The 22,516-nt window shown below is 69.9% G+C and carries 33 protein-coding genes, 1 pseudogene and 1 riboswitch; of the genes and pseudogenes, 21 read left to right on the top strand and 13 right to left on the bottom strand.

Annotation, left to right across the window (positions count from 1 at the left end):
* The first annotated feature begins 121 nt into the window (after positions 1-121).
* The 3 genes from IEZ13_RS29605 to IEZ13_RS29595 all read left to right on the top strand — a co-directional run bounded on the left by IEZ13_RS29605 (position 122) and on the right by IEZ13_RS29595 (position 2,213).
* A complete protein-coding gene (locus tag IEZ13_RS29605; protein WP_183224597.1) occupies positions 122-469 on the top strand; it encodes a YciI family protein in 348 nt (115 codons plus the stop codon).
* A gap of 18 nt (positions 470-487) precedes the next feature.
* Positions 488-1,645 carry an RNA polymerase sigma factor gene (locus IEZ13_RS29600; RefSeq protein WP_183224596.1) on the top strand — a complete coding sequence of 386 codons (1,158 nt, stop codon included), beginning with the start codon at positions 488-490 and terminating at the stop codon, positions 1,643-1,645.
* 82 nt (positions 1,646-1,727) lie between these two features.
* Positions 1,728-2,213: a GNAT family N-acetyltransferase gene (locus IEZ13_RS29595; RefSeq protein WP_183224595.1), complete on the top strand. Its 486-nt coding sequence runs from the start codon at positions 1,728-1,730 to the stop codon at positions 2,211-2,213.
* Positions 2,214-2,531: 318 nt separating this feature from the next.
* Here IEZ13_RS29595 and IEZ13_RS29590 read toward each other — a convergent pair whose 3' ends face one another.
* From IEZ13_RS29590 to IEZ13_RS29580, 3 genes are all read right to left on the bottom strand, one after another.
* On the bottom strand, positions 2,532-2,684 hold the full coding sequence (locus tag IEZ13_RS29590; RefSeq protein ID WP_183224594.1) for a hypothetical protein: 153 nt from the start codon (positions 2,682-2,684) through the stop codon (positions 2,532-2,534).
* Positions 2,685-2,696: 12 nt separating this feature from the next.
* The gene (locus IEZ13_RS29585; RefSeq protein WP_229795188.1) at positions 2,697-3,629 is read right to left on the bottom strand and encodes a tyrosine-type recombinase/integrase; all 933 of its coding nucleotides are present in this window, start codon (positions 3,627-3,629) and stop codon (positions 2,697-2,699) included.
* A gap of 155 nt (positions 3,630-3,784) precedes the next feature.
* A complete protein-coding gene (locus IEZ13_RS29580; RefSeq protein WP_183224592.1) occupies positions 3,785-4,624 on the bottom strand; it encodes an ABC transporter substrate-binding protein in 840 nt (279 codons plus the stop codon).
* A gap of 148 nt (positions 4,625-4,772) precedes the next feature.
* Here IEZ13_RS29580 and IEZ13_RS29575 point away from each other — a divergent pair, with 148 nt between their 5' ends.
* The 6 genes and pseudogenes from IEZ13_RS29575 to IEZ13_RS29550 form a co-directional block, all read left to right on the top strand.
* Positions 4,773-6,347 carry a methyl-accepting chemotaxis protein gene (locus IEZ13_RS29575; RefSeq protein ID WP_183224591.1) on the top strand — a complete coding sequence of 525 codons (1,575 nt, stop codon included), beginning with the start codon at positions 4,773-4,775 and terminating at the stop codon, positions 6,345-6,347.
* 422 nt (positions 6,348-6,769) lie between these two features.
* Positions 6,770-7,348, top strand: a complete 579-nt coding sequence (locus IEZ13_RS29570) for a hypothetical protein (RefSeq protein ID WP_183224590.1) — start codon at positions 6,770-6,772, stop codon at positions 7,346-7,348.
* A 71-nt stretch (positions 7,349-7,419) separates the two neighbouring features.
* The gene (locus tag IEZ13_RS29565) at positions 7,420-7,926 is read left to right on the top strand and encodes a DUF6086 family protein (RefSeq protein WP_183224589.1); all 507 of its coding nucleotides are present in this window, start codon (positions 7,420-7,422) and stop codon (positions 7,924-7,926) included.
* Positions 7,923-8,327, top strand: a complete 405-nt coding sequence (locus IEZ13_RS29560) for a metallophosphoesterase (protein ID WP_183224588.1) — start codon at positions 7,923-7,925, stop codon at positions 8,325-8,327. Before IEZ13_RS29565 ends, IEZ13_RS29560 begins: the two co-directional genes overlap by 4 nt.
* A complete protein-coding gene (locus IEZ13_RS29555; protein WP_183224587.1) occupies positions 8,324-8,662 on the top strand; it encodes a hypothetical protein in 339 nt (112 codons plus the stop codon). Before IEZ13_RS29560 ends, IEZ13_RS29555 begins: the two co-directional genes overlap by 4 nt.
* 19 nt (positions 8,663-8,681) lie before the next feature.
* Positions 8,682-8,822: pseudogene (locus IEZ13_RS29550) on the top strand (pyridoxamine 5'-phosphate oxidase family protein); the annotation flags it as partial.
* Here the strand turns inward: IEZ13_RS29550 and IEZ13_RS46950 are convergent.
* Positions 8,819-9,229 (bottom strand): hypothetical protein, encoded by a 411-nt coding sequence (locus IEZ13_RS46950; RefSeq protein ID WP_203833945.1) that lies wholly within the window; start codon positions 9,227-9,229, stop codon positions 8,819-8,821. The pseudogene IEZ13_RS29550 and the gene IEZ13_RS46950 overlap by 4 nt on opposite strands.
* A 49-nt stretch (positions 9,230-9,278) precedes the next feature.
* On the opposite strand from IEZ13_RS46950, the gene IEZ13_RS29540 reads away from it, so the two are divergent.
* From IEZ13_RS29540 to IEZ13_RS29520, 5 genes are all read left to right on the top strand, one after another.
* Positions 9,279-9,866, top strand: coding sequence for a hypothetical protein (locus IEZ13_RS29540; protein ID WP_183224586.1), 588 nt, complete (start codon positions 9,279-9,281; stop codon positions 9,864-9,866).
* Positions 9,863-10,441 carry an HD domain-containing protein gene (locus tag IEZ13_RS29535; protein WP_183224585.1) on the top strand — a complete coding sequence of 193 codons (579 nt, stop codon included), beginning with the start codon at positions 9,863-9,865 and terminating at the stop codon, positions 10,439-10,441. Before IEZ13_RS29540 ends, IEZ13_RS29535 begins: the two co-directional genes overlap by 4 nt.
* A gap of 25 nt (positions 10,442-10,466) precedes the next feature.
* Positions 10,467-11,207 carry a metallophosphoesterase family protein gene (locus IEZ13_RS29530; RefSeq protein WP_183224584.1) on the top strand — a complete coding sequence of 247 codons (741 nt, stop codon included), beginning with the start codon at positions 10,467-10,469 and terminating at the stop codon, positions 11,205-11,207.
* 14 nt (positions 11,208-11,221) lie between these two features.
* The gene (locus IEZ13_RS29525) at positions 11,222-11,911 is read left to right on the top strand and encodes a VOC family protein (protein WP_221245929.1); all 690 of its coding nucleotides are present in this window, start codon (positions 11,222-11,224) and stop codon (positions 11,909-11,911) included.
* Between the two features lie 86 nt (positions 11,912-11,997).
* Positions 11,998-12,708, top strand: coding sequence for a hypothetical protein (locus IEZ13_RS29520; RefSeq protein ID WP_221245928.1), 711 nt, complete (start codon positions 11,998-12,000; stop codon positions 12,706-12,708).
* Between the two features lie 59 nt (positions 12,709-12,767).
* Here the strand turns inward: IEZ13_RS29520 and IEZ13_RS29515 are convergent, their stop codons facing one another.
* The 3 genes from IEZ13_RS29515 to IEZ13_RS47985 all read right to left on the bottom strand — a co-directional run bounded on the left by IEZ13_RS29515 (position 12,768) and on the right by IEZ13_RS47985 (position 14,227).
* On the bottom strand, positions 12,768-13,082 hold the full coding sequence (locus IEZ13_RS29515; RefSeq protein ID WP_183224583.1) for a DMT family transporter: 315 nt from the start codon (positions 13,080-13,082) through the stop codon (positions 12,768-12,770).
* A gap of 14 nt (positions 13,083-13,096) precedes the next feature.
* A riboswitch (guanidine-III (ykkC-III) riboswitch) is annotated at positions 13,097-13,166 on the bottom strand.
* A gap of 60 nt (positions 13,167-13,226) precedes the next feature.
* Positions 13,227-13,778 carry a hypothetical protein gene (locus IEZ13_RS29510; RefSeq protein WP_183224582.1) on the bottom strand — a complete coding sequence of 184 codons (552 nt, stop codon included), beginning with the start codon at positions 13,776-13,778 and terminating at the stop codon, positions 13,227-13,229.
* A 215-nt stretch (positions 13,779-13,993) separates the two neighbouring features.
* Complete coding sequence (locus IEZ13_RS47985; protein WP_203833944.1) at positions 13,994-14,227, bottom strand: hypothetical protein; 234 nt, start codon at positions 14,225-14,227, stop codon at positions 13,994-13,996.
* A gap of 33 nt (positions 14,228-14,260) precedes the next feature.
* On the opposite strand from IEZ13_RS47985, the gene IEZ13_RS29505 reads away from it, so the two are divergent.
* From IEZ13_RS29505 to IEZ13_RS29490, 4 genes are all read left to right on the top strand, one after another.
* Positions 14,261-15,118, top strand: coding sequence for an MMPL family transporter (locus IEZ13_RS29505; protein WP_203833943.1), 858 nt, complete (start codon positions 14,261-14,263; stop codon positions 15,116-15,118).
* Between the two features lie 338 nt (positions 15,119-15,456).
* On the top strand, positions 15,457-15,648 hold the full coding sequence (locus IEZ13_RS29500; protein ID WP_183224581.1) for a lipopolysaccharide assembly protein LapA domain-containing protein: 192 nt from the start codon (positions 15,457-15,459) through the stop codon (positions 15,646-15,648).
* A gap of 88 nt (positions 15,649-15,736) precedes the next feature.
* Positions 15,737-16,285: a DUF5994 family protein gene (locus IEZ13_RS29495; protein WP_183224580.1), complete on the top strand. Its 549-nt coding sequence runs from the start codon at positions 15,737-15,739 to the stop codon at positions 16,283-16,285.
* Complete coding sequence (locus IEZ13_RS29490; protein ID WP_183224579.1) at positions 16,282-17,265, top strand: nitroreductase family protein; 984 nt, start codon at positions 16,282-16,284, stop codon at positions 17,263-17,265. The genes IEZ13_RS29495 and IEZ13_RS29490 overlap by 4 nt, the downstream gene beginning before the upstream one ends.
* A 45-nt stretch (positions 17,266-17,310) precedes the next feature.
* On the opposite strand, the gene IEZ13_RS29485 is transcribed toward IEZ13_RS29490, so the two are convergent.
* The 3 genes from IEZ13_RS29485 to IEZ13_RS29475 all read right to left on the bottom strand — a co-directional run bounded on the left by IEZ13_RS29485 (position 17,311) and on the right by IEZ13_RS29475 (position 18,497).
* Positions 17,311-18,009, bottom strand: coding sequence for a Tn3 family transposase (locus tag IEZ13_RS29485; protein ID WP_183224578.1), 699 nt, complete (start codon positions 18,007-18,009; stop codon positions 17,311-17,313).
* A gap of 69 nt (positions 18,010-18,078) precedes the next feature.
* A complete protein-coding gene (locus IEZ13_RS29480; protein ID WP_183224767.1) occupies positions 18,079-18,246 on the bottom strand; it encodes a hypothetical protein in 168 nt (55 codons plus the stop codon).
* Complete coding sequence (locus IEZ13_RS29475; protein WP_203833954.1) at positions 18,213-18,497, bottom strand: DUF4158 domain-containing protein; 285 nt, start codon at positions 18,495-18,497, stop codon at positions 18,213-18,215. The genes IEZ13_RS29480 and IEZ13_RS29475 overlap by 34 nt, the downstream gene beginning before the upstream one ends.
* A 199-nt stretch (positions 18,498-18,696) precedes the next feature.
* On the opposite strand from IEZ13_RS29475, the gene IEZ13_RS29470 reads away from it, so the two are divergent.
* On the top strand, positions 18,697-19,470 hold the full coding sequence (locus IEZ13_RS29470) for a lysophospholipid acyltransferase family protein (RefSeq protein ID WP_183224577.1): 774 nt from the start codon (positions 18,697-18,699) through the stop codon (positions 19,468-19,470).
* Here IEZ13_RS29470 and IEZ13_RS29465 read toward each other — a convergent pair.
* Positions 19,361-20,311: a GNAT family N-acetyltransferase gene (locus IEZ13_RS29465; RefSeq protein ID WP_183224576.1), complete on the bottom strand. Its 951-nt coding sequence runs from the start codon at positions 20,309-20,311 to the stop codon at positions 19,361-19,363. The genes IEZ13_RS29470 and IEZ13_RS29465 overlap by 110 nt on opposite strands.
* Before the next feature lie 122 nt (positions 20,312-20,433).
* Here IEZ13_RS29465 and IEZ13_RS29460 point away from each other — a divergent pair, with 122 nt between their 5' ends.
* Positions 20,434-20,925: an SgcJ/EcaC family oxidoreductase gene (locus IEZ13_RS29460; protein ID WP_183224575.1), complete on the top strand. Its 492-nt coding sequence runs from the start codon at positions 20,434-20,436 to the stop codon at positions 20,923-20,925.
* 10 nt (positions 20,926-20,935) lie between these two features.
* On the opposite strand, the gene IEZ13_RS29455 is transcribed toward IEZ13_RS29460, so the two are convergent.
* Both IEZ13_RS29455 and IEZ13_RS29450 read right to left on the bottom strand, forming a co-directional pair.
* A complete protein-coding gene (locus tag IEZ13_RS29455) occupies positions 20,936-21,277 on the bottom strand; it encodes a hypothetical protein (RefSeq protein ID WP_183224574.1) in 342 nt (113 codons plus the stop codon).
* On the bottom strand, positions 21,274-21,618 hold the full coding sequence (locus tag IEZ13_RS29450) for a hypothetical protein (protein ID WP_183224573.1): 345 nt from the start codon (positions 21,616-21,618) through the stop codon (positions 21,274-21,276). Before IEZ13_RS29450 ends, IEZ13_RS29455 begins: the two co-directional genes overlap by 4 nt.
* Positions 21,619-21,663: 45 nt before the next feature.
* Between IEZ13_RS29450 and IEZ13_RS29445 the strand changes: the two genes are divergently transcribed.
* The gene (locus IEZ13_RS29445) at positions 21,664-22,173 is read left to right on the top strand and encodes an SMI1/KNR4 family protein (protein ID WP_183224572.1); all 510 of its coding nucleotides are present in this window, start codon (positions 21,664-21,666) and stop codon (positions 22,171-22,173) included.
* The last annotated feature ends 343 nt before the right edge of the window (positions 22,174-22,516 follow it).

The following is a 22,516-nucleotide window of genomic DNA, read 5'->3' as shown; positions in this document are numbered from 1 at the left end:
CGGGCCGCGCACCTGCGCGACCCGGCATCTTTCTTTCGAAGAATCCCGGCCCCGATGTCGTATCCGGCCCGGCCCGTTCGTGTAGACCACGAAAGAGCCCCACACGACGAGGAGCCACACCATGCGCCAATACCTGCTCGCCATGTACCAGCCCGTCGGCGACCCGCCCCCACCCGAAGCCCTCGAGCCGATCATGAAAGAACTCGCCGACCTCAGCGACGAGATGAAAGCCACCGGCGCCTGGCTCTACACCACCGCCCTGCACCCCACCGCCACCGCCACCGTCGTCCGCGACAACAACGGCGAACCCCTGCTCACCGACGGCCCCTACGCCGAAGGCCGGGAACACCTCGGCGGCTTCACCGCCATCAACGCCCCCGACCTCGACGCCGCCCTCACCTGGGCCGCCCGCATGGCCCGCATCACCGGCCTGCCCATCGAGGTCCGCCCCATCGCCTTCACCGGCTGAAACCCGGCGGACACGGCCATGACCGACACCCTCGCGACAATCTTCACAGCCGAGTACGGCCGGGCCGTGTCCGTCCTCATCCGCACCTTCGGCGACATCGACCTCGCCGAAGACGCCGTCCAGGACGCCTTCACCACCGCCCTGCACACCTGGCCCCGCGACGGCATCCCACCCAGCCCCGCCGGCTGGATCATCACCACCGCCCGCCACCACGCCATCGACCGGCTACGCCGCGACACCACCCGCCACCACAAACACACCCAGGCCCACGAACTCTGGCCCACCGAACCCGACGACGGGGGAGCGGTACCCGACGACCGGCTCCGGCTCATCTTCACCTGCTGCCACCCGGCCCTCGCCCCGGCCGCCCGCACCGCCCTCACCCTCAGACTGCTCGGCGGCCTCACCACACCCGAGATCGCCCACGCCTTCCTCGTCCCGGAAACCACCATGGCCCAGCGCCTCACCCGCGCCAAAGCCAAGATCCGCGACGCCGGCATCCCCTACCGCGTCCCCGAAGACGCCGACCTGCCCGCGCGCCTCCCCGCCGTACTCCTCGCCCTGTATTTGATCTTCAACGAGGAACGCACCGCGACCGAAGCGATCCGCCTGACCCGCATCCTCGCCGACCTCATGCCCGACGAACCCGAGGTCCCCGGCCTGCTCGCCCTCATGCTGCTCACCGAAGCCCGCCGCCCCGCCCGCACCACCACCGACGGCGACCTCATCCTGCTGGCCGACCAGGACCGCACCCGCTGGAATCCCGCCATGATCGACGAAGGACACCGGCTCGTGCGCACCTGCCTACGCCGCGACCAGCCCGGCCCCTACCAACTCCAAGCCGCCATCAACGCCGTCCACACCAGCGGCACCCCCACCGACTGGCACCAGATCCTCACCCTCTACGACCACCTCCACACCCTCACCCCCACACCGGTGGTCGCCATCCACCGCGCCATCGCCGTCGCCGAAGTCCACGGACCACAAGCCGGCCTCGACGCCCTCCCCGAACTCGACCGCTACCACGTCTTCCACGCCACCCGCGCCCACCTGCTGCGCCAACTCGGCCACCACACCGAGGCCGCCACCGCCTACCGACGCGCCGCCGAACTCACCACCGACCCCGCACAACGCCGCCACCTCACCAAGCAGGCCACCGACCTCCAACCCGATTGACGCCACACCATCCCGGCGCCGGCCACATCATCGAAGAGGGCCGGCGCGCCGAAGACCTCACCGCCACGATTGACTAGCCTCCATGCCCTCGCTCATCCCGCCCACCACCCGCATGCACACAGCCTTCCTCGACTGCCGCCACGACTGGGGACCCGGCCTGCACGAAGACGGCTTCGGCATCACCGCCACCGACGACGTCGACACCCCCGACGGCTTCACCACCTGGATCCACCGCATCACCGGCCACGACCACCCGGCCACCCCACGGTGGATCACCGAAGACGGCCAAATCCTCGGCGCCATCACCCTGCAACACCACCACAACCCCAGAACCGGGCACATCGGGTACGGCGTACGCCCCACCGCCCGCGGCCGCGGACTCGCCACCTGGGCCCTCGCCGAAACCCTCACCCTCGCCCAAGCCCTCGGCCTCGACCGCGTCCTGCTGCTCTGCCTCACCGAAAACAGCGCCTCGGCCCGCACCATCGAACGCAACGGCGGCACCCTCACCACCGACGACGGCCACCTCCGCCACTACTGGATCACCCTGGCTCCGGCACCCGAATAGTCGGTCGTTAACCCCGAACACCCACGGGTAGTCGACAGACGAACGCTCCGTCCGGTTCGGGCGACACCACAACCCAGGATCCGGCGAAGGCCGAGCCGTCGCATTCCACAACCTCGACCAGCGGCACCGCCAGCGCGCCACAACGAAGTCAGGAGGAAACGCCAGGACTCACGCGCCTACCCCGGGCGCGGCGACGGCCAGGTCTGCGCCGAAGGCTGGTCCTACAGCGGAGGACGCTGGCACTCCGTCGGCCTACCCTGCGTGGACATCGGCTGACCACCAAGACCAGAACGGGGTACGGCCCACGCCGTACCCCGGTCAGTCGTCCTCTTCGTCGCCGCCGTCGTCATCGTCATCGTCGTCCTGGTCGCCGCCCGGGCAACCCGTCAACGTCAGCAACGCCGCCGCGCCACCGGCCACCAACAGCACCCGCCCGAACAGAGACCGCCGACTGAAGCTCACCTCGTCCATGCCCGGATTCTGTCACACCAACTCGCCCAACACCCGATTCGTCCGGTTCGCTGCCACCGCCGCACGCTGCTGCTCCGCCGTCACCTCGATGTACGACTGCGACGTCGCCAACGACGCATGCCCCAGCAACCGCATGATCTCCGACGCGTTCGCCCCGTCCTCCGCCAACCGCGTCGCGAACGTGTGCCGCAACGCGTGCAACTGCGCACCCCGCGGCACCCGGTCACTCACACCGGCCCGCCGATAACACGACCGCACCAGATACTGCAGCCCACCACGCCGCAACGGCTCACCACGCCGGTCCACCAGCAGGGGAGCGGTGGCACCCATCCGCCCGAACCGCACCCGCCGGCTGTCCAGATAACGCCCCACCGCCGAACTCAGGCCATCCTCGATCGGCACCGTCCGCGGCCGTCCACCCTTGCCGGCCACCTCCACCCGCCGCTCACCGTCACGCCCCGTCACCGAGCCGACCCGCAAAGCCAGCATCTCCGACAGCCGCAGACCGGCACACAACGCCAGGGCCAGCACCACCACATCCCGCTCCGGCCACGGATCCCGCTGCGACTCGTCCACCTTGCTCACCGCGCGTAACAACAGCTCCGGCGTATCCTCGCCCCGCAACGGCTTCGGCACCAGCACCGACTGCCGTGGCTTGTCCACCGCGGACATCGGGTTTCCCGCCACCACCTGCTCGGTGACCAGGAAGGTGAAGAACGCATTCCACGACGACCAGGCCCGCGACACCGAAGCGGGGGAGCGGGAGGCCGCGAACCGCGCGAACGCGGCCCGCAACACGCGGGGGGAGAGGTCACCCACGGTGAGCGGGGCGGGCTCGGCCAGCCGCAACACCAGATGAAGATCCCGACGGTACGCCGAGAGCGTGTGCACCGAGGGTTTCCGCGCGGCACGGGCGGCCAGGAAATCGTCGATCAACTCCAACATGGACAAATGCTGCATAAGGCATATTATGCAGCATTTACCCAGATTCACCAGGGGCAGCAGACCATCACCAGGCGATCAGGGGACACCCTGTCGATCAACACGGACGTCCCGTCACCGGCGCGATCAACGGTGACGGGACTCCGAAGAACACGACGTCAGGCGCCACCGTTGATCGCGCCGGTCTTGAGACTGCCCTCGGTGATGTTCCACCTCTTCAGCAACTCGTCATAGGTGCCGTCACGGAACAGCTGAAACAGCACCGTCTGAATCGCGGTCCGCAACCCGGCACGCTCCTTGGCGACGGCGATCCCGTACGGCGCGGCCTCGATCTGCTCGCCGACGACCTTCAACGTCGCATCCTTCTCGGCCGCCACCACCGCGATCGGATAGTCGTGCAGATACGCTTCCGCCTTACCGTCGAGCACCGCGATCTTGCCGTCCGGCGCCACCACGATCCGCAACGGCCGCCCGGCCGGGCACCGCTTGGCCTGACTCTCGGCCAGGTCCTGATAAATCGACTCCGCCTGCACCGCCACCCGGTGCCCGCACAGGTCATCCAGCGTCTCCACGCCGGAAACGTCAGCCCGGACCACGATCGACGACCCGACATTGAGGTAATCGACGAAGTCGACCTCCTCCTGCCGCTTGGCGGTGTCCGTCATCGACGACATCACCACGTCGGCCTTGCCACTGATGACGTGCGGGCGCAGGTCCTCCCAGGCCGTCTGCACGAATTCCAGCGACAGTCCGAGCCGGTCGGCCACCGCCGTGGCCAGATCCACCTCGAACCCCTTCTGCTCACCGCCCTCGACAAACTCCATCGGCTCGAACATCAGGTCGGAGGCGACGGTGAGCTTGCCCGCGGCCCGGATGTCCTCCGGCACCAGAGCCCGGGCGGCGGCAAGAGGATCCTCGGCCCGGCGCTCGTCCGGCGCGCCGCATCCGGCCAACGCGAGGACCACGGCAAGGCCGGTCAGACTGGCAAACTTCCGCATCAAACTACTCTCCGCTAGACGGGGAACGCCGAAAAACCTCCGGCCGACGGACCTATCTATCGCCGGTCGACGCCGCAACCTGAGCCCTCAGAACGCCGCCCCGACAGCCGATGTCCGGAGCGTCGGTTCATCTCGAAGGGTTCCCCACATGCGCATGAAGCTCCGCCACCAGGTCTTGGCATTGGCCGTGGCCGGATTCGTACTGGTACTCGCCGCCGGCGGCATCGGGTACCTGGGCATGTCACAACTCACCGACAGCAACGCGGTCGTGCGCGACGCCGCGGCGGCGCAGCGGTCCGCCCAGCGAGCCGACGCCGCGCGTACGGCGTTCCGGGCCGACGTGATGGCCGCCCTGATCACCAACAGCAGCACCGAACGGCAGGAGGTGCTGGACCGGCTGGCCATCCATGTGGGCAGTCTGCGCGACGGGCTGGACGCGACTCGTCAGAACCTGCCGGAGGTGGCCGGCCAGATCGATGCGATGGACGAGACCGTCGATGCGTTCGTGGCGCAGGGCCAGCGGCTCGTGACGCTGGCCAGCCGTACCTATTCCGACCCGAAGCGGACCGCGGCGGCGGCGGCGCGGCCGGCGTTCGAGGAGACCTACCAGCAGTTCGATCGGTCGCTGCCGGAGCTGGAGGCGACGATCGCGCAGTACGCCGACGACGCGACCGAGTCGGCCAACGCGACGGCGGGCCGGGCCAAGGCGTTCACTCTGGGTACCGCGGTGGTGGCCGCGCTGGCCCTCGGCGGTACGGCGGTGCTGCTGGTCCGTCGGATGTCGCGGCGGATCGACGCGACGGTACGGGCGGCTCAGGCGCTGGCGGCCAAGGATCTGACCGCGCGGGTGGTGGTCGACGGCAGCGACGAGCTGGCCGATCTGTCGCGCAGTCTGGACGCTGTGGTGGAGACGATGCGTGGTGCGGTGAGTGAGATCACCGACAACGCGAGCGCGTTGTCGGCCGCGTCGACCGAGTTGACCGCGACCAGTGAGCAGCTTTCCGAGGGTGCGCAGGTGGCTTCGGAGCAGGCGCAGCGCGCTTCGGGCAACGTGGCGGAGGTCAGTGGCAGCGTCAATTCGGCGACGTTGGCGACCGAGGGGCTTCAGTCGGTCATCGGTGACATCTCGAACGCGGTGACCGAGGCGACCACGGTGGCCCGGGAGGCGGTGACGCTGGCTGCGGAGACGAGTCAGACGATGACGCGGCTGCAGGAGTCGAGCGCTGAGGTGGCGGCGGTTCTCAACGTGATCAATTCGATTGCCGGGCAGACGAATCTGCTGGCTTTGAACGCGACGATCGAGGCGGCGCGGGCCGGTGAGCAGGGTAAGGGCTTCGCTGTGGTGGCCGGTGAGGTCAAGGAGCTGTCGCGGGAGACGTCGGATGCCACGGAGGACATCGACGCGAAGATGATGGCGATGCAGGCTGACACGGCGAGCGCGATCGAGGCGATCTCGCGGATCACGTCGGTGATCGCCCGGATCGATGAGATTCAGGTGTCGATCAATCGGGCGGTGGATGCGCAGACGACGGCTTCGGAGGCGATCAGCAGCAGTGTGGCGGTGGCGGCTCAGTCGTCCGGTGACATTTCTCGTTCGATGTCGGATGTGACGGCGGCGACCGATACGACGCATGAGGGTGCGTCGAACACGGCTTTGGCTGCCAACGAGTTGTCTCGGCTTGCTGAGCGGTTGTACTCGCTGACCACGGAGTTCAAGCGGTAGGTGGCGGTGGGGCGCCGCTGGTCTTCGGGTTGTCGCCCGGGGGTCGGCGGCGTCCTCGTGGGGAGGGGTTGGGTGTGCCCCGCTTTTCGCTTGGTTGACATAATATCGATTATCGACCTGGCAAATATGGGCCCGGGAGAGGGCCTGTCCAAGCCGTGAGCGCCCGCCGGCCTTTCCGGCGCGAGAGTCACCAGGCGGCTGCTCGGGCATGCGTCGCATTCAAATCGCTCATGACTCAGAGACGTGACTCCTGCCATGCGGGCGTTCGCTCCCCGCAGCGTCGTCGCCGCCGTTCGCTGGCCGGTAGCCAGGCGCGGCGGATGGAATTTGCCACTCGTCGTACAAGTGTTCCACTCCCCTGCCTGGTGTACTGCGTTGCTGAGGGCAGCCTTCCACGCCCCAGCGGTGCATGATCGGAAGCCATGAAGAGAGACGGCGTAGAGAGCCGTGTACGAATCGCCCTGCGTAATCTGATCGTGGACGAATACTCGCTGTTCGTGCCTCACCACGGCAAACGGCCGGTGTCCGAGTTGACGGCGTCCGCCCATCTCGCTCGCCTGCTCGTTCCGCAGTTCTCCCGGTCATGGGACGTCGACTGCGAGTACAACCGGGCCGGACTCGACGAGATCAAGAGGGATTCCGCAGGCGCCGGGCGACGCCCTGATGTGATCGTCCACCGCCGGACCGGTGAGGGTTCTCGGCACAACCTCCTCATCCTGGAGCTGAAGATCACCTCCGGGCGGGGCGGTGGCAGTGAGGAGAGCGTTCAGGATCTCCTGACCAAGCTCGGCTACCGGCACGGCCTGTTCCTGCACCTCAACTGGCAGGAGCCGAAAGCGGAGCAGGAGCCGCTGCTGAATCCCGAATGGCGTTGGTTCGGCGAGTCCGCCGACAGCAGCCGCCAGCCCGTCTACCAGCACGGGACGCTGGCGGCGATCCTCGCGGAGGCCCGCCTCAACTGGGCGGAGAGGCGGCGCTTCCTGGATGTGCCGAATGGATAGCGACTGTCGGCGCGGCAGGGTTTGGACCGCCATCGCTTCGCTGATCCGTCCGGGTTCGATCCGGTGGCGACGTGCCGCGCGAGGATCCGTGCCCTGATCTCGGATGTGTGCCGGGGCAGGCTTGGCGGTGGGCGGCGGGGATTTGTGATCATGAGTGGGTGAGTCGGTACTTCAAGGTTGATGATCTGACGTTGTGGAATCCGTCCGATCGGGTGGCGCAGTTGTTCTACCGGTCGTGTGCGGCGGTGGCTCCGGTGGTGGGTTTGCCGCCGGGTGTGGTGGACAACTGCCGGGATGAGTACGAGGTCGACCTGGACGTGTTCGTGCCGTTCGTGGATGCGCTGGTGCGGGAGTACCGGGCGTCGAGTCATGCGGTGCTGCGGTCGTTGTTGGAGGGGTTTCTGCCGGCGGCGATGGTGCTGGTGCAGCGGGCGGGCGGTGAGTTGCCGTCGTTGTCGGGGCAGGTCGGCACGAGTCGGCGGGATGTTTCGGTGGGTGTCGGCGGGATCGCGCCAGCTGGTGATGGTGAGCGGCTGATGGCGCTGGCGCGGGAGTTGGCCGGGGCGATGCCGGTGTGACGACGGTGGTGGTGATCGGGGATGTGGGTGGCTGTTCGGCGGAGCTGGCGCGGGTGCTGGAGCCGCTGATCGGGGCGCCGGACACGGTGGTGGTCCAGGTGGGTGATCTGGTGGATCGTGGGCCGGACACGCCGGGGGCGCTGCGGATCGTGGCGGAGCGGATGGCGGAGGGTTCGCCGCGGTGGGTGCAGTTGCTGGGTAATCATGAGGCGCCGTATGTCGGTGGTGAGCCGTTCTGGCCGGAGCCGTTGTCGGAGCCGGATGCGCGGCTGTTGGAGCGGTGGTGGTTGACGGAGCGGTTGCGGGTGGCGGCTGCTGTCCGTACCGGTGGGGGTGAGGATTTTCTGATCACGCATGCCGGTTGTCGCCGGCGGTGTGGCGGGATCTGGGTGGGCCGGTGACGGCGGCGGAGTTGCTGAACACCCGGCCGGAGCCGTTGTTGTGGGGTTATGGCGGGCCGTTGTGGGTGGAGCCGCCGGAGTTGTACGGCGGCTGGCTGGCCGAGTGGATGCCGTTCTCGCAGATCCACGGGCATTCGGCGATCGTCAGCTATCAGCATGAGAGCTGGATGTGTGAGGAGCGGATCCGGCAGCGGTCGACGGTGGACTGGGAGGCCCGGCGTACGCAGACGCGTGCGGCTGGTGGCCGGTTCATTGCGGTCGATCCGAAGCATGGTCGGACGGGGGCGGCGCGATGGTCGCCACTGGTGATCGAGGATGCGGATCTGCTCGTGTGAGGATGCTCGGATGGGTCCGGATCTGCTCGCCCACTTCCCCACTGTCGACCATTCGCGGCACGGGTTGCGGACGATCATCGTGGTGCGGGCGGAGCTGATCCGGGACACGTGTGTGGACGGGCTGCCGGGGTTGCCGCTCCCCCTGCCGCCGTCGTCCTAGAGTTCGCGGTCGCGGTGCCACCACCAGCGGGTGAGGTCTTCGCCGCCGTTCAGGACCTGGGGTGTGGTGCGGCGGTAGAAGTCGTCGTCGAGGGGTTTCAGGAGGCGTTCGAGTTCGCGGCGCGGTCCGGGTGGCAGCCGCCGGGTCACGTCGAGGAGGGTGTCGCGGGCGGATTCGGGTTCGAGGCCGGGGCTGATGACGGCGTCGCCGTCGAGCCAGCGGCCGGGCCGGTCGAGCAGTTCGCGCCACATGGCGAGTGCTTTCGCGGTGGCGCCGGGCCGGAGGCGGGTGTCTTCGACGTGCCGGATGGCGGCGTTGGCCCGGTGGGACAGGCCGGTGATGTCGGTGTGCGGGGTGCCGGGCGCGGGGTCCGGGCGGCGCAGGTCGTGCGGGCGCCTACGCGGCATGGCCCTTTCGGTTGTCGAGCATGAGCACCGATCCTGCCACAATCGCCGGATGTTGTGGAACGCGGCGGCTTTCGATCTGGTCGGTGGTCCCGGTGACGAGATTGCGGTGGGGTCGCTTCCGGCGGCCGTGCGGGAGTGGTTCCGCTACGGCGGGGACGAGCGGATGGCGGCCGTCTGCCGGGACAATCTGATCGCCCGGGCGGGTGATCTGCGGGTTGGCGGGAAACCGCTGGTACTGGAGTCTGATGGCCAGGGCTGCGGCGACTGGACGGTCGATCCGGGCGCGGGCGAGGACGATCCGCCGGTGTCGTTCGGCGGGTCGCGCTATGCGGATCATTTTTCGGAGTACGTGTACGCGCGGCTGTGGGAGACGTTGCTGTGGCGGGAGCGCGACACGGTGACGGAATTCGACCACAGGTTGCCGGAGGGTGCGATCGCCGGGCTGGGTGGGTGGTTGCGGCCGCTGCCGACGACGTACGGGTGGGCGCTGAACCAGGGGTGTGACGCCACGTACCGGTTCGAGGGTGATGCGCGGGTCGCGGTGGCGGTGTCCGGCGGTGTCGCGGTGTGGAGTGTGGTCGCCGCGCGGTCGCCCGAGGTGCGGGAGCATTTCGCCCGGATGGTCGGCGCGCTGTGACGACGCTGGAGCGTGCGGTGCGCGGCGGTGCCGTACCGTGGCCGGAATTGCCGCCGGAGGCGGTGGGGTTGCTGGTCGCGGTGGGTGCTCCGGCCCGGCTGGGTGCGCATCTTCGGGCGGTGTTCGCGGTGGCGCGCGACCTGACGGGCTGGCTGGAGGCGGCGCATCCGGCGGTGGTGTTCGACCGGGAGGCGGTGCTGTTCGGGGCGGCGACCCATGACATCGGCAAGGTGCTGCATCCGGAGGAGTTGTCGGTGCCGGGGTCGCGGCATGAGCCGGCCGGTGAGCGGCTGCTGCTGGAGCGTGGTGTGCCGGCGGGGTTGGCGAGATTCGCCGGGACACACGGATCGTGGCATGACCCGCGGGCCGGTGTGGACGACCATTTGGTCAGTGTGGCCGACAAGGTCTGGAAGGGTCACCGGGTCGAGGACCTGGAACAGTTGCTGGTGCGGCGGATCGCGGACGTGTCGGGAATCGCGGTGTGGGAGGCGTTCATGTCGCTCGACGATCGGCTGCAGGGGCTGGCGGTCGGGGCGGACGATCGGCTCGCGTTTCAGAATGGGTTTCCGGTCTGAGCGGTGGATCTTGGAGGATGGCCGGATGCGAATAGCGGTGATCTCCGATGTGCATGGGAACCTGCCGGCGCTGGAGGCGGTGCTGGCGGCGATCGAGGACGACGGCGTCGATCTGACGGTCAATCTGGGTGACCTGCTGTCCGGCTATGTGGATCCGGTGGGCACGGCGGACCGGCTGATCGGCCTGGGTCTGCCGACCGTGGCCGGCAATCACGAGCGGCAGTTGCTGACCTTCGGGCCGGAGCGGATCGGGATGGCCGACCGGGTCACCAGACAGGTGCTCTCCGAGCGGCATTGGGCGTGGTTGCGGTCGCTGCCCGCGGTGCGGTCCCCGATACCCGGCGTGCTGGCATTTCACGGTACGCCGGACGACGACCTGCGGTATCTGATGCACACGGTCGAGGCGTCGGGGGCGCGCGAGGCGACGGCCGGTGAGGTGGTGGCGCGGCTCGGGGACGTGTCCGGGTATTCGCTGCTGCTGTGCGGGCACACGCATCTGGCCGGTTCGATGCGGTTGCCGGGTGGGGCGCTGCTGGTGAATCCGGGCAGTGTGGGCTGGCCGGCCTATGCCGATGACGAGCCGTATCCGCACCGGATGGAGGCGGGGTCGCCGCACGCCCGCTATGCGGTGGTCGACGACGTGTCGGGGCGGTGGGAGGTGTCGTTCGCGGCGGTGGAGTATCCGTGGGAGCGGGCCGCGGTGGCGGCGGAGGGTTTCGGGCGCCCGGATGTGGCGGCGGCGATGCGGACGGGGCGGGTGGCGTGATCGCGGTGCGGTGGATGACCGGGTTCCTGGACGCCCCGGACCGGGTGGCGGTGCCGTTCTGGCAGGCGGTGACCGGTTACGGTCTGTCGGACTGGCGGGAGGACGGCACGTTCGCGACGCTGCTGCCCGCGGCGGGGGACGCGTTTCTGCGGGTGCAGGTGGTCGGGGACGGTCCGGCGCGGGTGCATCTGGATCTGCACGTCGACGATCTGCCGGCCGCGTCGTACGGGGCGACCGCTCTCGGGGCGAAGCTGGTCGAGATCGCGGAGGGGCTGACGGTGCTGCGGTCCCCCGCCGGGCTGCTGTTCTGCCTCGTGGAGTGGGCCGGGGAGAGCGTGCGGCCGGGTGGGCGGCACGGTCTGGTGGATCAGGTGTGCCTGGATCTGCCGGAGGCGGTGCATGACCGGGAGGTGGAATTCTGGGCTGCGCTGACCGGGTGGGAGCGCGGGTTCTCGGATCTGCCGGAGTTCTCCTTCCTGGTTCCGCCGGCCGGGATGCCGTTGCGGTTGCTGATGCAGCGCACCGGCGGCGAGGCGGCCGGCATGCATCTGGATCTGGCCTGTGACGACGTGGATGCCGAGGTGGCGCGGCATGCCGGGCTGGGTGCGCGGGTGGTGCGGCGGGTGCCGGGTGACTGGACGACGCTGGTGGATCCGGCCGGGCGGGAGTACTGCGTGACCGGTCGCCCCCCGTTCCGCACTTGATCACTTCGGTGTGGTGCGCTGTTGTTGTCGGTGGGTGCTGGTAGAAAGAAGCCGCTCTCATACAGGCGTACGAAGGTGGTTGGGTGATGACGGCGGCAAGTGTGGAGGCCGGTGGGCTGAGCGCGGAACAGCTGGAGCAGTTCCGGGAGGCGCTGGCGGCCGGGCGTAAGCCGCGGGTGCAGTTCACCGAGGCGGCGGGGCAGATCTCCGGTCAGATCGGGCAGGTCGTGGCGCTGGAGGATCCGGCGGTCTCCGACGAGTGGGTGGTGGTCAGGTTCGGGCGTGACGAGTTGCCCTTCTCCCCCACCGATCTGCGGGTGGCGCCGAAGGGGGTGCCGGCGAAGAAGGTGGCCCCGGCGCCGGAGCCACCGGCCGAGCCGGTGCTGTCCGGGCCCGAGTTCCTGATCGACAAGCCGCTGCCGCCGAAACCGCCGGTCCAGCGTAAGAGTGAGGAAGCTGTTGAGGTGAAGGAGAGCAACGAGCCGGCGGCGCCACGTAAGGTGGCCCGCCCGGCGAAGGTCAAGCCGTCGCCCGGTTTGACGGTGACGCTGGCCTACGGTGAGGGCGAGTGGACGGTCGCCGCCAACCAGGGCGCCAAGGCGCTGGCCCGCCCCTATGTGATCAAGCCGGCCGAGGCGCTGAAGATGGTGTCGCTGATCGACGTGCCCGGGGTGCAGGAGGCGGTCGAGCAGATCCTGTCCGCCGAGCGGGCCGAGGCGCAGCAGCAGGCCGAGCGGTTGCGGGCCGAGCTGGCCGAGGTCGAGGCCCGGCTGGCGGAGCTGGGCGAGGCCGGCTGACCGGTGGGCCGCGGCCTGGTGCCAGGCCGCGGCCGCCCGGTGTCGGTGAGACTCCGGTGTCAGTGGAAGTACTTGAGACCGGCGACGCCGCAGATCACCAGCAGCAGGCAGACGATGCGGGGCAGGCTGGCCGGCTCGTTGAGGGCGATCATGCCGACCAGGACGGTGCCGACCGCGCCGATGCCGACCCACACGGCGTAGCCCGTGCCGACCGGGATGGTCCGCAGCGCGTAGCCGAGGCCGAGCATGCTGAGGGTGACCGCGACGCCGAAGACGGCGGTGGGCAGCGGGCGGGTGAAACCGGCGCTGCGGTCCAGGGCGATCGCCCAGACGGTTTCGAGCAGACCGGAGACGATCAGAACGAGCCAGGCCATGACGAACTCACCTCACGGCGGTCGTCTTGTCAGAGCCGGGTACGACACGCACTCGTCCGGAGCGGCCGCGGCCTGCGGCGCCGCCTTCGAGCCTAGCCACTCACCGGTGCGGCACGGTTGCCGTGGGCCGGTTGGTGGCCGAACTCACCGGCAGGTGATCCGCGGGTTCTCGGTGGCCAGTTCACCGACCGGGTTGTGCTGGTAGAGCCACACGTGCAGGTCGTAGTGCACCGGCATGGGCGGGTTTCCGGGCGGCAGCTCGTGACCGGCCATCGGGCCGTCGAACCGCCGGCCGAACAGGGTGGGCCGGTCGCCGCTGGTTGTCAGGCTGCCGTCGGCGTCGGCCTTGAAGTACTCGATCCCGGCCAGGACCGGTGTGCCGTCCCGGCCGGGCACGTAGAGCAGGATCTCCGGCAGCACCGGGTCGACCGCCTGGTCGGCCGCGTGACCCGGGTGCATCCAGTGGTGGCCCATGCCGGGCACGCAGTGGTCGGTCGGCAGGTAGCCGGCGGCCTTCGCCCGGCGCGGGTCCCGGAACCGGGCCGTCGCCTCGAGCAGGACCCTGCGCTGCGCCGCGGTCAGCTCGGGGGCGGTGCCGTCGTCCGGGAGAGCGGCGACCGGGGCCGGGCAGGTGAGCATGCAGGTGAGGGTCACGGTGGCAGCCATGCCGGCACGGAGAAGCCGCGAGATCGTCATGGGTCGAGGGTCGGGCACCGGCCCGCGTCCTGTCCCCCGTTTCCGGGCTGCTCCACCCGCAGGGCGGCTACTGCAGATGCGGTAGCCGGTGGGCCAGGTGTGCGGTGCGGATTCCGTAGGCCGTTGCCATTGACGGCACGACGACGCGGGGTGCCGGTTCCGGCGAGGCTGATCTCACCGCCCGACATCGTTCTTGGAGAGATCAGTTGGCAACCCTACTGGCCCGGCTGGGCCGACCTGATGCGGCAGCGCTTCCCCGGCATGACGGTGGACGCCGGCGAGGCCACCGTCGTCTTCGTGGCCCCGCCGGGCGCGAAGATCACCGACAGGCCCTTCCGGGCGGCGGTGGACGCGGCCGTCGAGCGGCTCGCCGGTGGCGCCCAGGTGGCGCACGTCGACAGCCCGTTCGAGGCCGGCTCGGTCAGCCGGGACGCGACGGCCGCGTACACAGGTGTGCGATTCGAATCGACTACGCGTTGTTCGTGGTCTCCCGGTACCGCGAGGAACGCGCGCACGGGCTCTGCGCGATCGACGCGGTGGCCCGGACCGTGGGCACGGCCGGGTTCGCCGTGGCGTTCGCCGGCCTGACCGTGGTCATCGCGCTGGCCGGCATGTCGATGCTGACCAAGATGGGCCTGGCCGCGGTCGCCGCCGTAGTGGTGGCCGTCGCGGTGGCGCTGACCCTGGTGCCGGCGGTGCTGGGCTTCATGCCCGACCGGGTGCTCGCCCCGTCGGCGCGGCGCGAGGCCGCCAACGGCCGGAGCGTCACCGCCATCGGTACGGAGCAGGGCCGCGGCGGCACCCGGTGGGCCCGCTTCGTGCTGCGCCGTCCGGTGCTGGTGCTGGCTTGGGGTCGCGCTGCTCGGCGCGAACCTGCAACTGGGCATGCCCGGCGACGAGTCCACGTCCACTCGACCACGCAGCGCCGCGCCGACGACGCGCTGGCCGAGGCGTTCGGCCCGGGCTTCAACGGCCCGCTCATGCTGGTGGTCGACACCAGCGGTGCGCCCGCCCCGGAGAAGGCCGTCGAGGTGATGAGGACGCGGATGGCGGACACTGCCGGGTGGTGTCGGTCTCCCCGGCGGTGTTCGACGACGCCAAGAAAGACGGCGATCCTGGAGGTGGTCCCGGCCACCGGCCCGACGGACGCGAAGACCAAGGATCTGGTCCGGGACCTGCGCGCGGCCGGTCCCGCGATCGTCGGTGACAGCTGCGTGCTGCTCGTGCCGTCAGCCCGCCAACTCGCCCGCGCAGACCGAGCACGGCCCGTTTCCGGTGAGATAGGTCGCCCTCATGGGAGCATTCTCGGCCACTCGGATCGTGTCTGGTGGAGACAGTAACGGGATCGTGGGGGCCCCTGTCGCCCAGCGGGCCCACGCATCGTTCGTATCGGTCAGCGGAAGTCGGCACCCCGAGAATCGTCTTTACCGAACTGACAGGCGTACGGTGGAGTTATCCCGGAACCGACGACATCCCAACTTCGAGGTGCCCGCCACACCGGCTCTCCCCCGAGGGGGATGTCGTGTCCAGTGATCTCCATCGCCCGCGATTCGCTCCAGCAGCGGACGAGGTCACCGGCTCGCCGCCCACGTCGCTAGCGTCCGCCACCGATAGCCGGGTACCTCGTACTCGCACTGGCACCGCCTGGTTCGCCGTCTGCTCTGCCGCGTCGCTGTGCGTGGTGCTCATCGTCTTCATGGTGCAGAACACCCGCAGGGTCGAGGTCACTTTCCTGTGGACGCACACCAGCCTGCCACTTGCCCTGGCACTGCTGATCGCGGCCGTCGGCGCGACGATCCTGGCCGTCGTGGTCGGCACCGCCCGCATCACCCAGCTGCGCCGCCTGTATCGCCGCGGCCACGGCAACTGACCGGTTCCATCGAACCAAGCGCACGCTCAACCCTGGCCCGCCGCCGGATCCGACTCGTGACACCGGCGACGGGCAGAAAGGACCTGCCATGACAACGACCACGGCACCCCGCGACCGCATGACCAGCGCCTCACTATCGCCGCCACTGCCCCCACGACTGCGGATGGAACCCACCGGCTCGAGTCGTACCCTGCTGGACGGCGGCTGGTGGCCGCGTTCGACCGACCCCGTCACCGAACTGCCCGGCCTCGTTCTAGCCATCGGCACCCTCCGTGGACCCGTCACCCGGCTGATCCTCAGCGCCGACGGCTGGGACACCCACCCTCGACGTCTGGGCGTGGCCGGACGCATCCTGCGCCTGGGCTACTTCACCAGCCAGCCTCTCAGCCTGCTCACCGCGATCTGCGCCAACCGTTCGCGCGTTGACTTGTTGGTCGTCCCCCCGCACATCACGGACGCCTCGGCGGACGCCGCGATGATCCTCGCTGCCACCGCCACCAACGTCATTCATGCCCAACACATACCCCTGACGATCAGCGCACCGCCCGTCGCCGTAGCCGAGGACGCGTGGGAAGACGAAGGCGGCCACATGGCCGGCAGCAGGCGCGCGCCGTCCCGCCGACAGGCGATCCGATGACCGCAGCCACGCGGCACACGACACGTCCGGTGCGCCCGAGAATCCTGACACAGGCCCTGTACCGCGCCGCCGTCGCAGCAGGGCGCGCGCCGTCGGCCCACAACACACAGCCCTGGCGATGGCGTCTCACCGGTAATGCCATGGATCTGTATCTGGATCCCGATCGCATGAACGGCGGCCGCGGTCCCGTCAGGCTCCTCGACATGATCAGTTGCGGTGCAGCCCTGCACCACGCCCGTCTCACCCTGGCCGCCCTGGGATGGCGGGTGACCGTCAACCGCCGTCCCCACCCGAGCAGTGCCCACCATGTGGCGCGCCTGCACATCGACGGACCCGCCTCAGCGAGCGCCGGGACCGCCAGACTGGCGCGGGCCATCCGGCAGCGACACACCGATCTACGCCCCGTCACCGGCAGCCCGCTCGGGCCGCTCGATCTGCGGACCCTCAGCCAGGCATTCACCTCACACGACATCAGCGTGCACATCCTGCGCCCCGATGAAGTCCTCACGCTCACGCTGGCGGCCGCCCACGCGCAGCACATCGAGGCAGCCGAGGCGCAATGGCACGAACAACTGGCGCTATGGACCGGCGCCGGCCGCATCCTGGGCACCGTCGACCGCCTACGGCTACCCACCCGGCCCGGAGACCACGACCGGGCGGCGACCTTCGCCGTGCTGCACGGCGAAGGTGATCAAGACATCGAGTGGCTGCACGCCGGCGAAGCGCTCTCCGCCGGCTGGCTGTTCGCCACCCAGCTCGGCGTGTCGGTACTGCCGTTCAGCGCACCGATCGAGAACACCCAGGCCCACGAAGCCCTGCGCCGTGCCGTGCCCGACCTCAACCATCCGTACCTGATGATGCGTCTGGGCAGGCACACGTCTGAAGCCAGCGCGGCACACACCGCGCGGCTGGATGCCGCCGAGATCATCAGGCACCACACCCCCGATGAGTGCGGCACCCTCCTGGTGGAGACGCCATAAACTCCGCCGGGCCCGGTAGCCGCTGTGCACCTCTTACCGGGCTCCTCAGCTCAGCAATCTCCACCCCACGCGCCTCCGCCTTACTGTCTCTGACGGATGCCTGACCCTTCGTAGAGGCCGCGAACTCAACACGGCCAGGGATGTCCGGCCGGTGATCCCCCGGCCCGGCCGCGGTGAGCGGGCAACTGCCGCGGCCGGGCCGATCAGTCCTGCTCGTTGGGCCGCTCTGGTCGAAGTCCCGCAATGGCCGCCAGGTGCCGCCGAGGTCGGGCAGCCGGAACCGGCGACCAGGTCCATGAAGTGCAGCGTGTCCTTCGGTGTGCCGGAGATGACCCGCCCGGCCAGCCCGATCCGCTGATCGGAGATCATGTTGAGCCAGGTCACGCCCTTCTTACGGGCGAAGTACTTCGGGTTCGGCCGGGCGTCGATGCTGCGGACCGGCACCACGAACCGGACCCCGTCGACGGCGGCGACCAGCCCGCCATCCCACGCCTGCGCCAGAGCGATGTCGGCCCGGGCGTCGATGAGGACCGCGTCGGCCGCGGCATAGGTGTCGGGCCGCAGGTAATGCTGGTCGACGTGGGCCAGCGCCGAGAGCTCGTCGTCGAGCACCGGGGACAAGCTGACGTTGAGCGAGTGTGCCGCCGTCAGCAGCGCCGCCACCGAGACGTGCAGGTCCGCCCAGCCTCGCCCGGCCGCCGTCACCGAGGTGAACACCGACGGGACGTCCGGGTGCCGGCTCATCACCTCCAGGATCTGCTCGGACAGATTGACCCGGGGAGATCATGCCGTCGAGGCGTTTGCGCAGGTCGGTCAGGCTCGGCGGGTCTTCGAGGGCGTCGTCCTTGCCGAGGTGCAGCCGCCCGTCGGCGTCACCCGGACGGACTCCTTGGCGTCGATCAACGTCGGCAGATCCCGCACCGCCTCGGCCGTCGCCCCGAAGCTGATCACCTGGCACAGCAGCCGCACGAACCCGCGCACCGTGTTGAAACCGCTCCACCACCTGCGCCCGCCACTCCCCGTCCGGGGTGGCGTCGAGCGGATCCTCCAAGAACCGGCCCAGATGACGAACCGTCACCAATTGAAGGCTGAACCCCCAACCGGTTGTGATCACCGCGCTGGGACGCGATCGGGTTCCGGTCCGCATCGTCCAGGAAGAAGAACCTATCAAGGACCGCCTGCTCACATGGCCCGGTGAACCGGCCGTAGACCGCCCCTTCGGCGGGAGTCAGAAAACTTCTCGCGCCACATCAAAACCACCACTATCGGCGCGCCTATCGCTTGATCTCGGTTAGCGTGACTTTCCCGAACGTTAGTCCCCAAGGGCCGCGTACCGGAAAAGGATCATGCGGCGCGAAGTAGCCGCCGGACCGGGTGGCGCGCCGAGCCGGATAGAGGACGATCTCGGGATCGTGCAATCATTCTCGCCTCATGGAGACCTCACCTGTCTGGCGTGTGCCGCGGCTGTGGCGGCTGCTGCTCGCGCTGTCGCGGATCGTGGCGTTCCCGCTGGTGCGGCTGCGGGTCTCGGGCGGCCTGCCGGCGCCGTTGCGGGGCGGCCCGGTCATTCTGGCGGCCAATCACGTCAGCCCGTTCGACCCGGTGGTGATCATGGCGGCGTGCCACAAGGTGGGGATCGCGCCGCGGTTCATGGCCACCGGTGGCGTGTTCCGGGCGCCGCTGGTCGGCACGGTCATGCGGCATTGCGGGCACATCCGGGTCGACCGCAACACCGCCCACGTCGCCGACGCGCTGCCCGCCGCGGCGAAGGCGCTGGGCGAGAACTCGGCGGTGCTGGTCTATCCGGAAGGGCGCATCGGGCTGGATCCGTGGATGTGGCCGGAACGCGGCAAGACCGGCGCCGCGCGGATGGCGGCCATGTCCGGGGCGCCGGTGCTGCCGGTGGCCCAGTGGGGCACGCACGCGGCGATCCCCTACGAGGCGCCGAAACGGCTCGGTCGGGCGCTGGTCAAGGCGCTGTTGCGGCGCCCGGTCGTGCAGGTGCGTTTCGGTGACCGGCCGGTCGACCTGTCGGCGGCCGAGACCGGAACGCCGGGGGTGCGGGCCATGCACGCCACCCGGCTGATCATGGACGCTATCGACGAGACGCTGACACCGCTGCGCCGCGACGAGATGCGAACACCGAAGATGGTCGACACGTCCCGTCCGCACGACCCGGCCCGGATCCGGCCACGTCCGTCCTGACCAGCACCTTCTCGAACGCCAACTGGTTGTAGGCGTTGTCGCTGTAGCCGCCGATGTCGTCGTAGCCGGCCGACCGGTACAGCGCCACCGCCTCGGTCAGCAGCGGATGGGTGCCCAGCCGTACCGTGTTGACGGCGTTGTTCGCCGCGTCCACTTCCAGGCGGCTCAGCAGTTTCCGGCCGAGGCCGAGGCCGCGCGCCTCCGGGGCCACCCACAGGTGGCGGATCTCGGCGACCCCCGGGCCGAGGCGCAACCACAGGCCGCAGCCGACCGGGCGGCCCAGCTCCACGGCCAGCAGCTGGGTGCCGGTCACCTCCTCGGGACGGGTCAGCACACCCGCGTCGAAGCCCTCCGGGAAGGTGACGTCGAGTTCGGCGGCGTACCGGGACAGGCAGTCGCGGGCCGCCGGCAGATCGGGCGGCACCGCCTCGACCACGACGGCGGCCGCCCGCAGCACCCGCCGGATCTCGTCCTGCGCGGCCAGCAGCCGGTGCCGCTGCCCACCGGTCAGTTCGCCGAGCAGCGCGGTGATCCCGGCGTCGGCGCTCCGGTCCAGCTCCGCGCGTTTCTCCAGACCCGCGTCGGTCAGCGCGGCGGTCCGGTCACTCAGCACCACCAGACCCTGTACGGCCAGCGCGCCCAGTTGCTGCCGCACGTGGTCGCGGTCCTGGCCGAGGCGGGCGCACAGGTCGTGCAGGTCGCTGCGGATGCCGACCTCGTACAGCAGCCGGGCCTGACCGAGGGGCCATTCGCGGCCCAGGAACCGGTCGGCGAGCGCGCTGAAGCGCTGGTTGTAGTAGCGGTTGAAGTCGCGGACCCGCTCGATCTGCTCGCCCTCCATCAGGAGATGCTAGATCGCTGATCCGGACCGGTCGGACAGAATGGTGTCCCCCTGTGGGGGTAGGGCGGGATCCCTCCTGAGGGCGTTCTGCGGTAGCGGTCCGGGTTCCTACGGTTACCGGCATGAGCCGATACAGGAACCTGCTCGCCGCGGCCGTCGTGCTGGCCGCCGCGCTGATCCCGGCGGCCGGGCCGGCGTCCGCCTCGTCCACCCGCCACGATGATCTGGCCGCTCTGCGCCAGTTGCGGGACCGTCAGGACGCCGCGTGGGCCGCTGGCTCCGGTCCGGCGTATGCGGCGGTCTACACGCCGGACGCCGACGTGGTCACGTTCAGCGGCGACCACCTGGCCGGGCGGGCCGAGATCGCCCGGGGCATGGGCCACTACTTCGCCACCTACCTGCGGGGCACCCGGCTTTCCCAGCAGGACGAGCGGATCCGGTTCGTCGAGCCGGACACGGCCGTCGTCATCCGGACCGGGTGCGTGCTGTGGCCGGGCCAGTCCGCCTGCACGGCGGAGGCACTGTCCATCAACACCAACGTCGCCGTCAAACGGCACGGCGCATGGCTCTACACGTCGTTCCAGAACACCCGGATCCGCCCCATCGAGCCATGACCGGTAGCGGTCACGTGCGGCGGACCAGGCCGTGGGCGACCTCGACGCTGTCGGCGGCGATCAGGCAGGCGACCAGGCCGGGGCCGGTCTGCGCCTCGATGTCGAAGGCAACGACCACCCTTGCGTCGTCACCGGTGTAACGGCGTACCCGCGCGAGTTCGGCGTCGGTCGGTTCCCGGAACCGCGGGTCCTGGAAGCGGGCCGGGCACGACAGATAGCAGACGTCGGTGAAGACCAGCTCGAGGCCGTGGTGGTAGGTCAGGTCGTAACCGGCGGTCAGCCGCAGCCGGGAGCCGTCGAAACGCCACAGCTCCCAGTCCCACCAGGAGCCGTCCGGCAGCTCGATCATCATCGGCGGGCGGGGGTGATGGTCAGCCGGTCGGGTGGCGGCAGCTCGGTGCGGCGCTCGTCGCCGACCGCGGCGTATTCGATGCCGCCGAGCAGCTCACCGTGCTCCGGGTCAGCGAACGTGTAGAGGAACAGGCTGTCGTGGCCACCGTGGACCACGGCGTCCACACGCACGATCATGCCGCGGCCCGCCCGGAAGTCGATCGACGGGCAGCCACACCCGCAGCCACCGGTCACCTGGACGTCGGCGGCCTGCCGGCGCAACTCTGCGGCGCCGTCGAAATTCGTGGCCAGCAGGGTGTCGAGGACGGCGCGTTCCCGCTCGGTCAGGGGGCGCGTGTCCATGGCCGGGATCCTCCCACAGGGCCGGGCTCTGGCAGCATGACGGCCGTGACTTCGTTCGAGGATGTGGCGACGACCTTCTGGGATCTCGGCGAGACCGACTTGACCCAGCCGCCGCTGACCGGCGAGATGGTCACCGCCGCCGAAGCCGATCTCGGGGTGCGGCTGCCGGCCGCGCTGATCCGGCTGCTGCGGCAACGTAATGGTGGCATCGTCGCGGATGCCTGGGACGCGTGCCCGGCCGCGCCGAACTCGTGGGCGGCCGATCACGTGCCGTTCGATCATCTGCACGGCATCGCCCCGCCCGGCCGCGAGCTGTCGATGGCGTTGCAGGACACCGGGTATCTCGTGCGGGAGTGGGGGCTGCCGTCGCCGGTGGTGCTGCTCAGCGGGGACGGGCACACCTGGGTGGCGCTGGACTACCGCGACTGCGGCCCGGACGGCGACCCGCCGGTGGTCTATCTCGACGCCGACCTGGGCCAGGAGTTGCGGGTGGCGCCCGGCTTCCGGACGTTCGTCGAGAGCCTCACGCCGTCGGCCCGTTTCCCGGACGATTGAACAGGTCCGAGGGCAGGAAGCAGCCGTAATCCTGCCGTCGATAGATGGCCGGCGGGCGACAGGTCGTCCGGGCGGTCGGACACCGGGTGGGCGGCCGCGGACACCCACCCGGTCGTCGGCTTCGGCGGCCGCCAGTTGGCCGTCGCGGTCGAGTAGGGCGTGGACGGCGTCGTACACGTCGGTGGTCGCGGCTTGGGCCTGCGCCTCGCTCAGTTCGGGGTCGCTGTCGCGTAGCGCCTGGCGGGCCGCGGACAGGAACCGGTCCGGATCGACCACGACCACGTCCCGGCGGCTGCGGACGCTGATCGTCATCCCCGCCCGCGGCGGCACGGATTCGGTCACG

Source organism: Actinoplanes campanulatus, assembly GCF_014647795.1.
In the GTDB taxonomy this organism is placed as follows: domain Bacteria; phylum Actinomycetota; class Actinomycetes; order Mycobacteriales; family Micromonosporaceae; genus Actinoplanes; species Actinoplanes campanulatus.
This window is presented reverse-complemented; position numbering and strand designations above follow the sequence as displayed.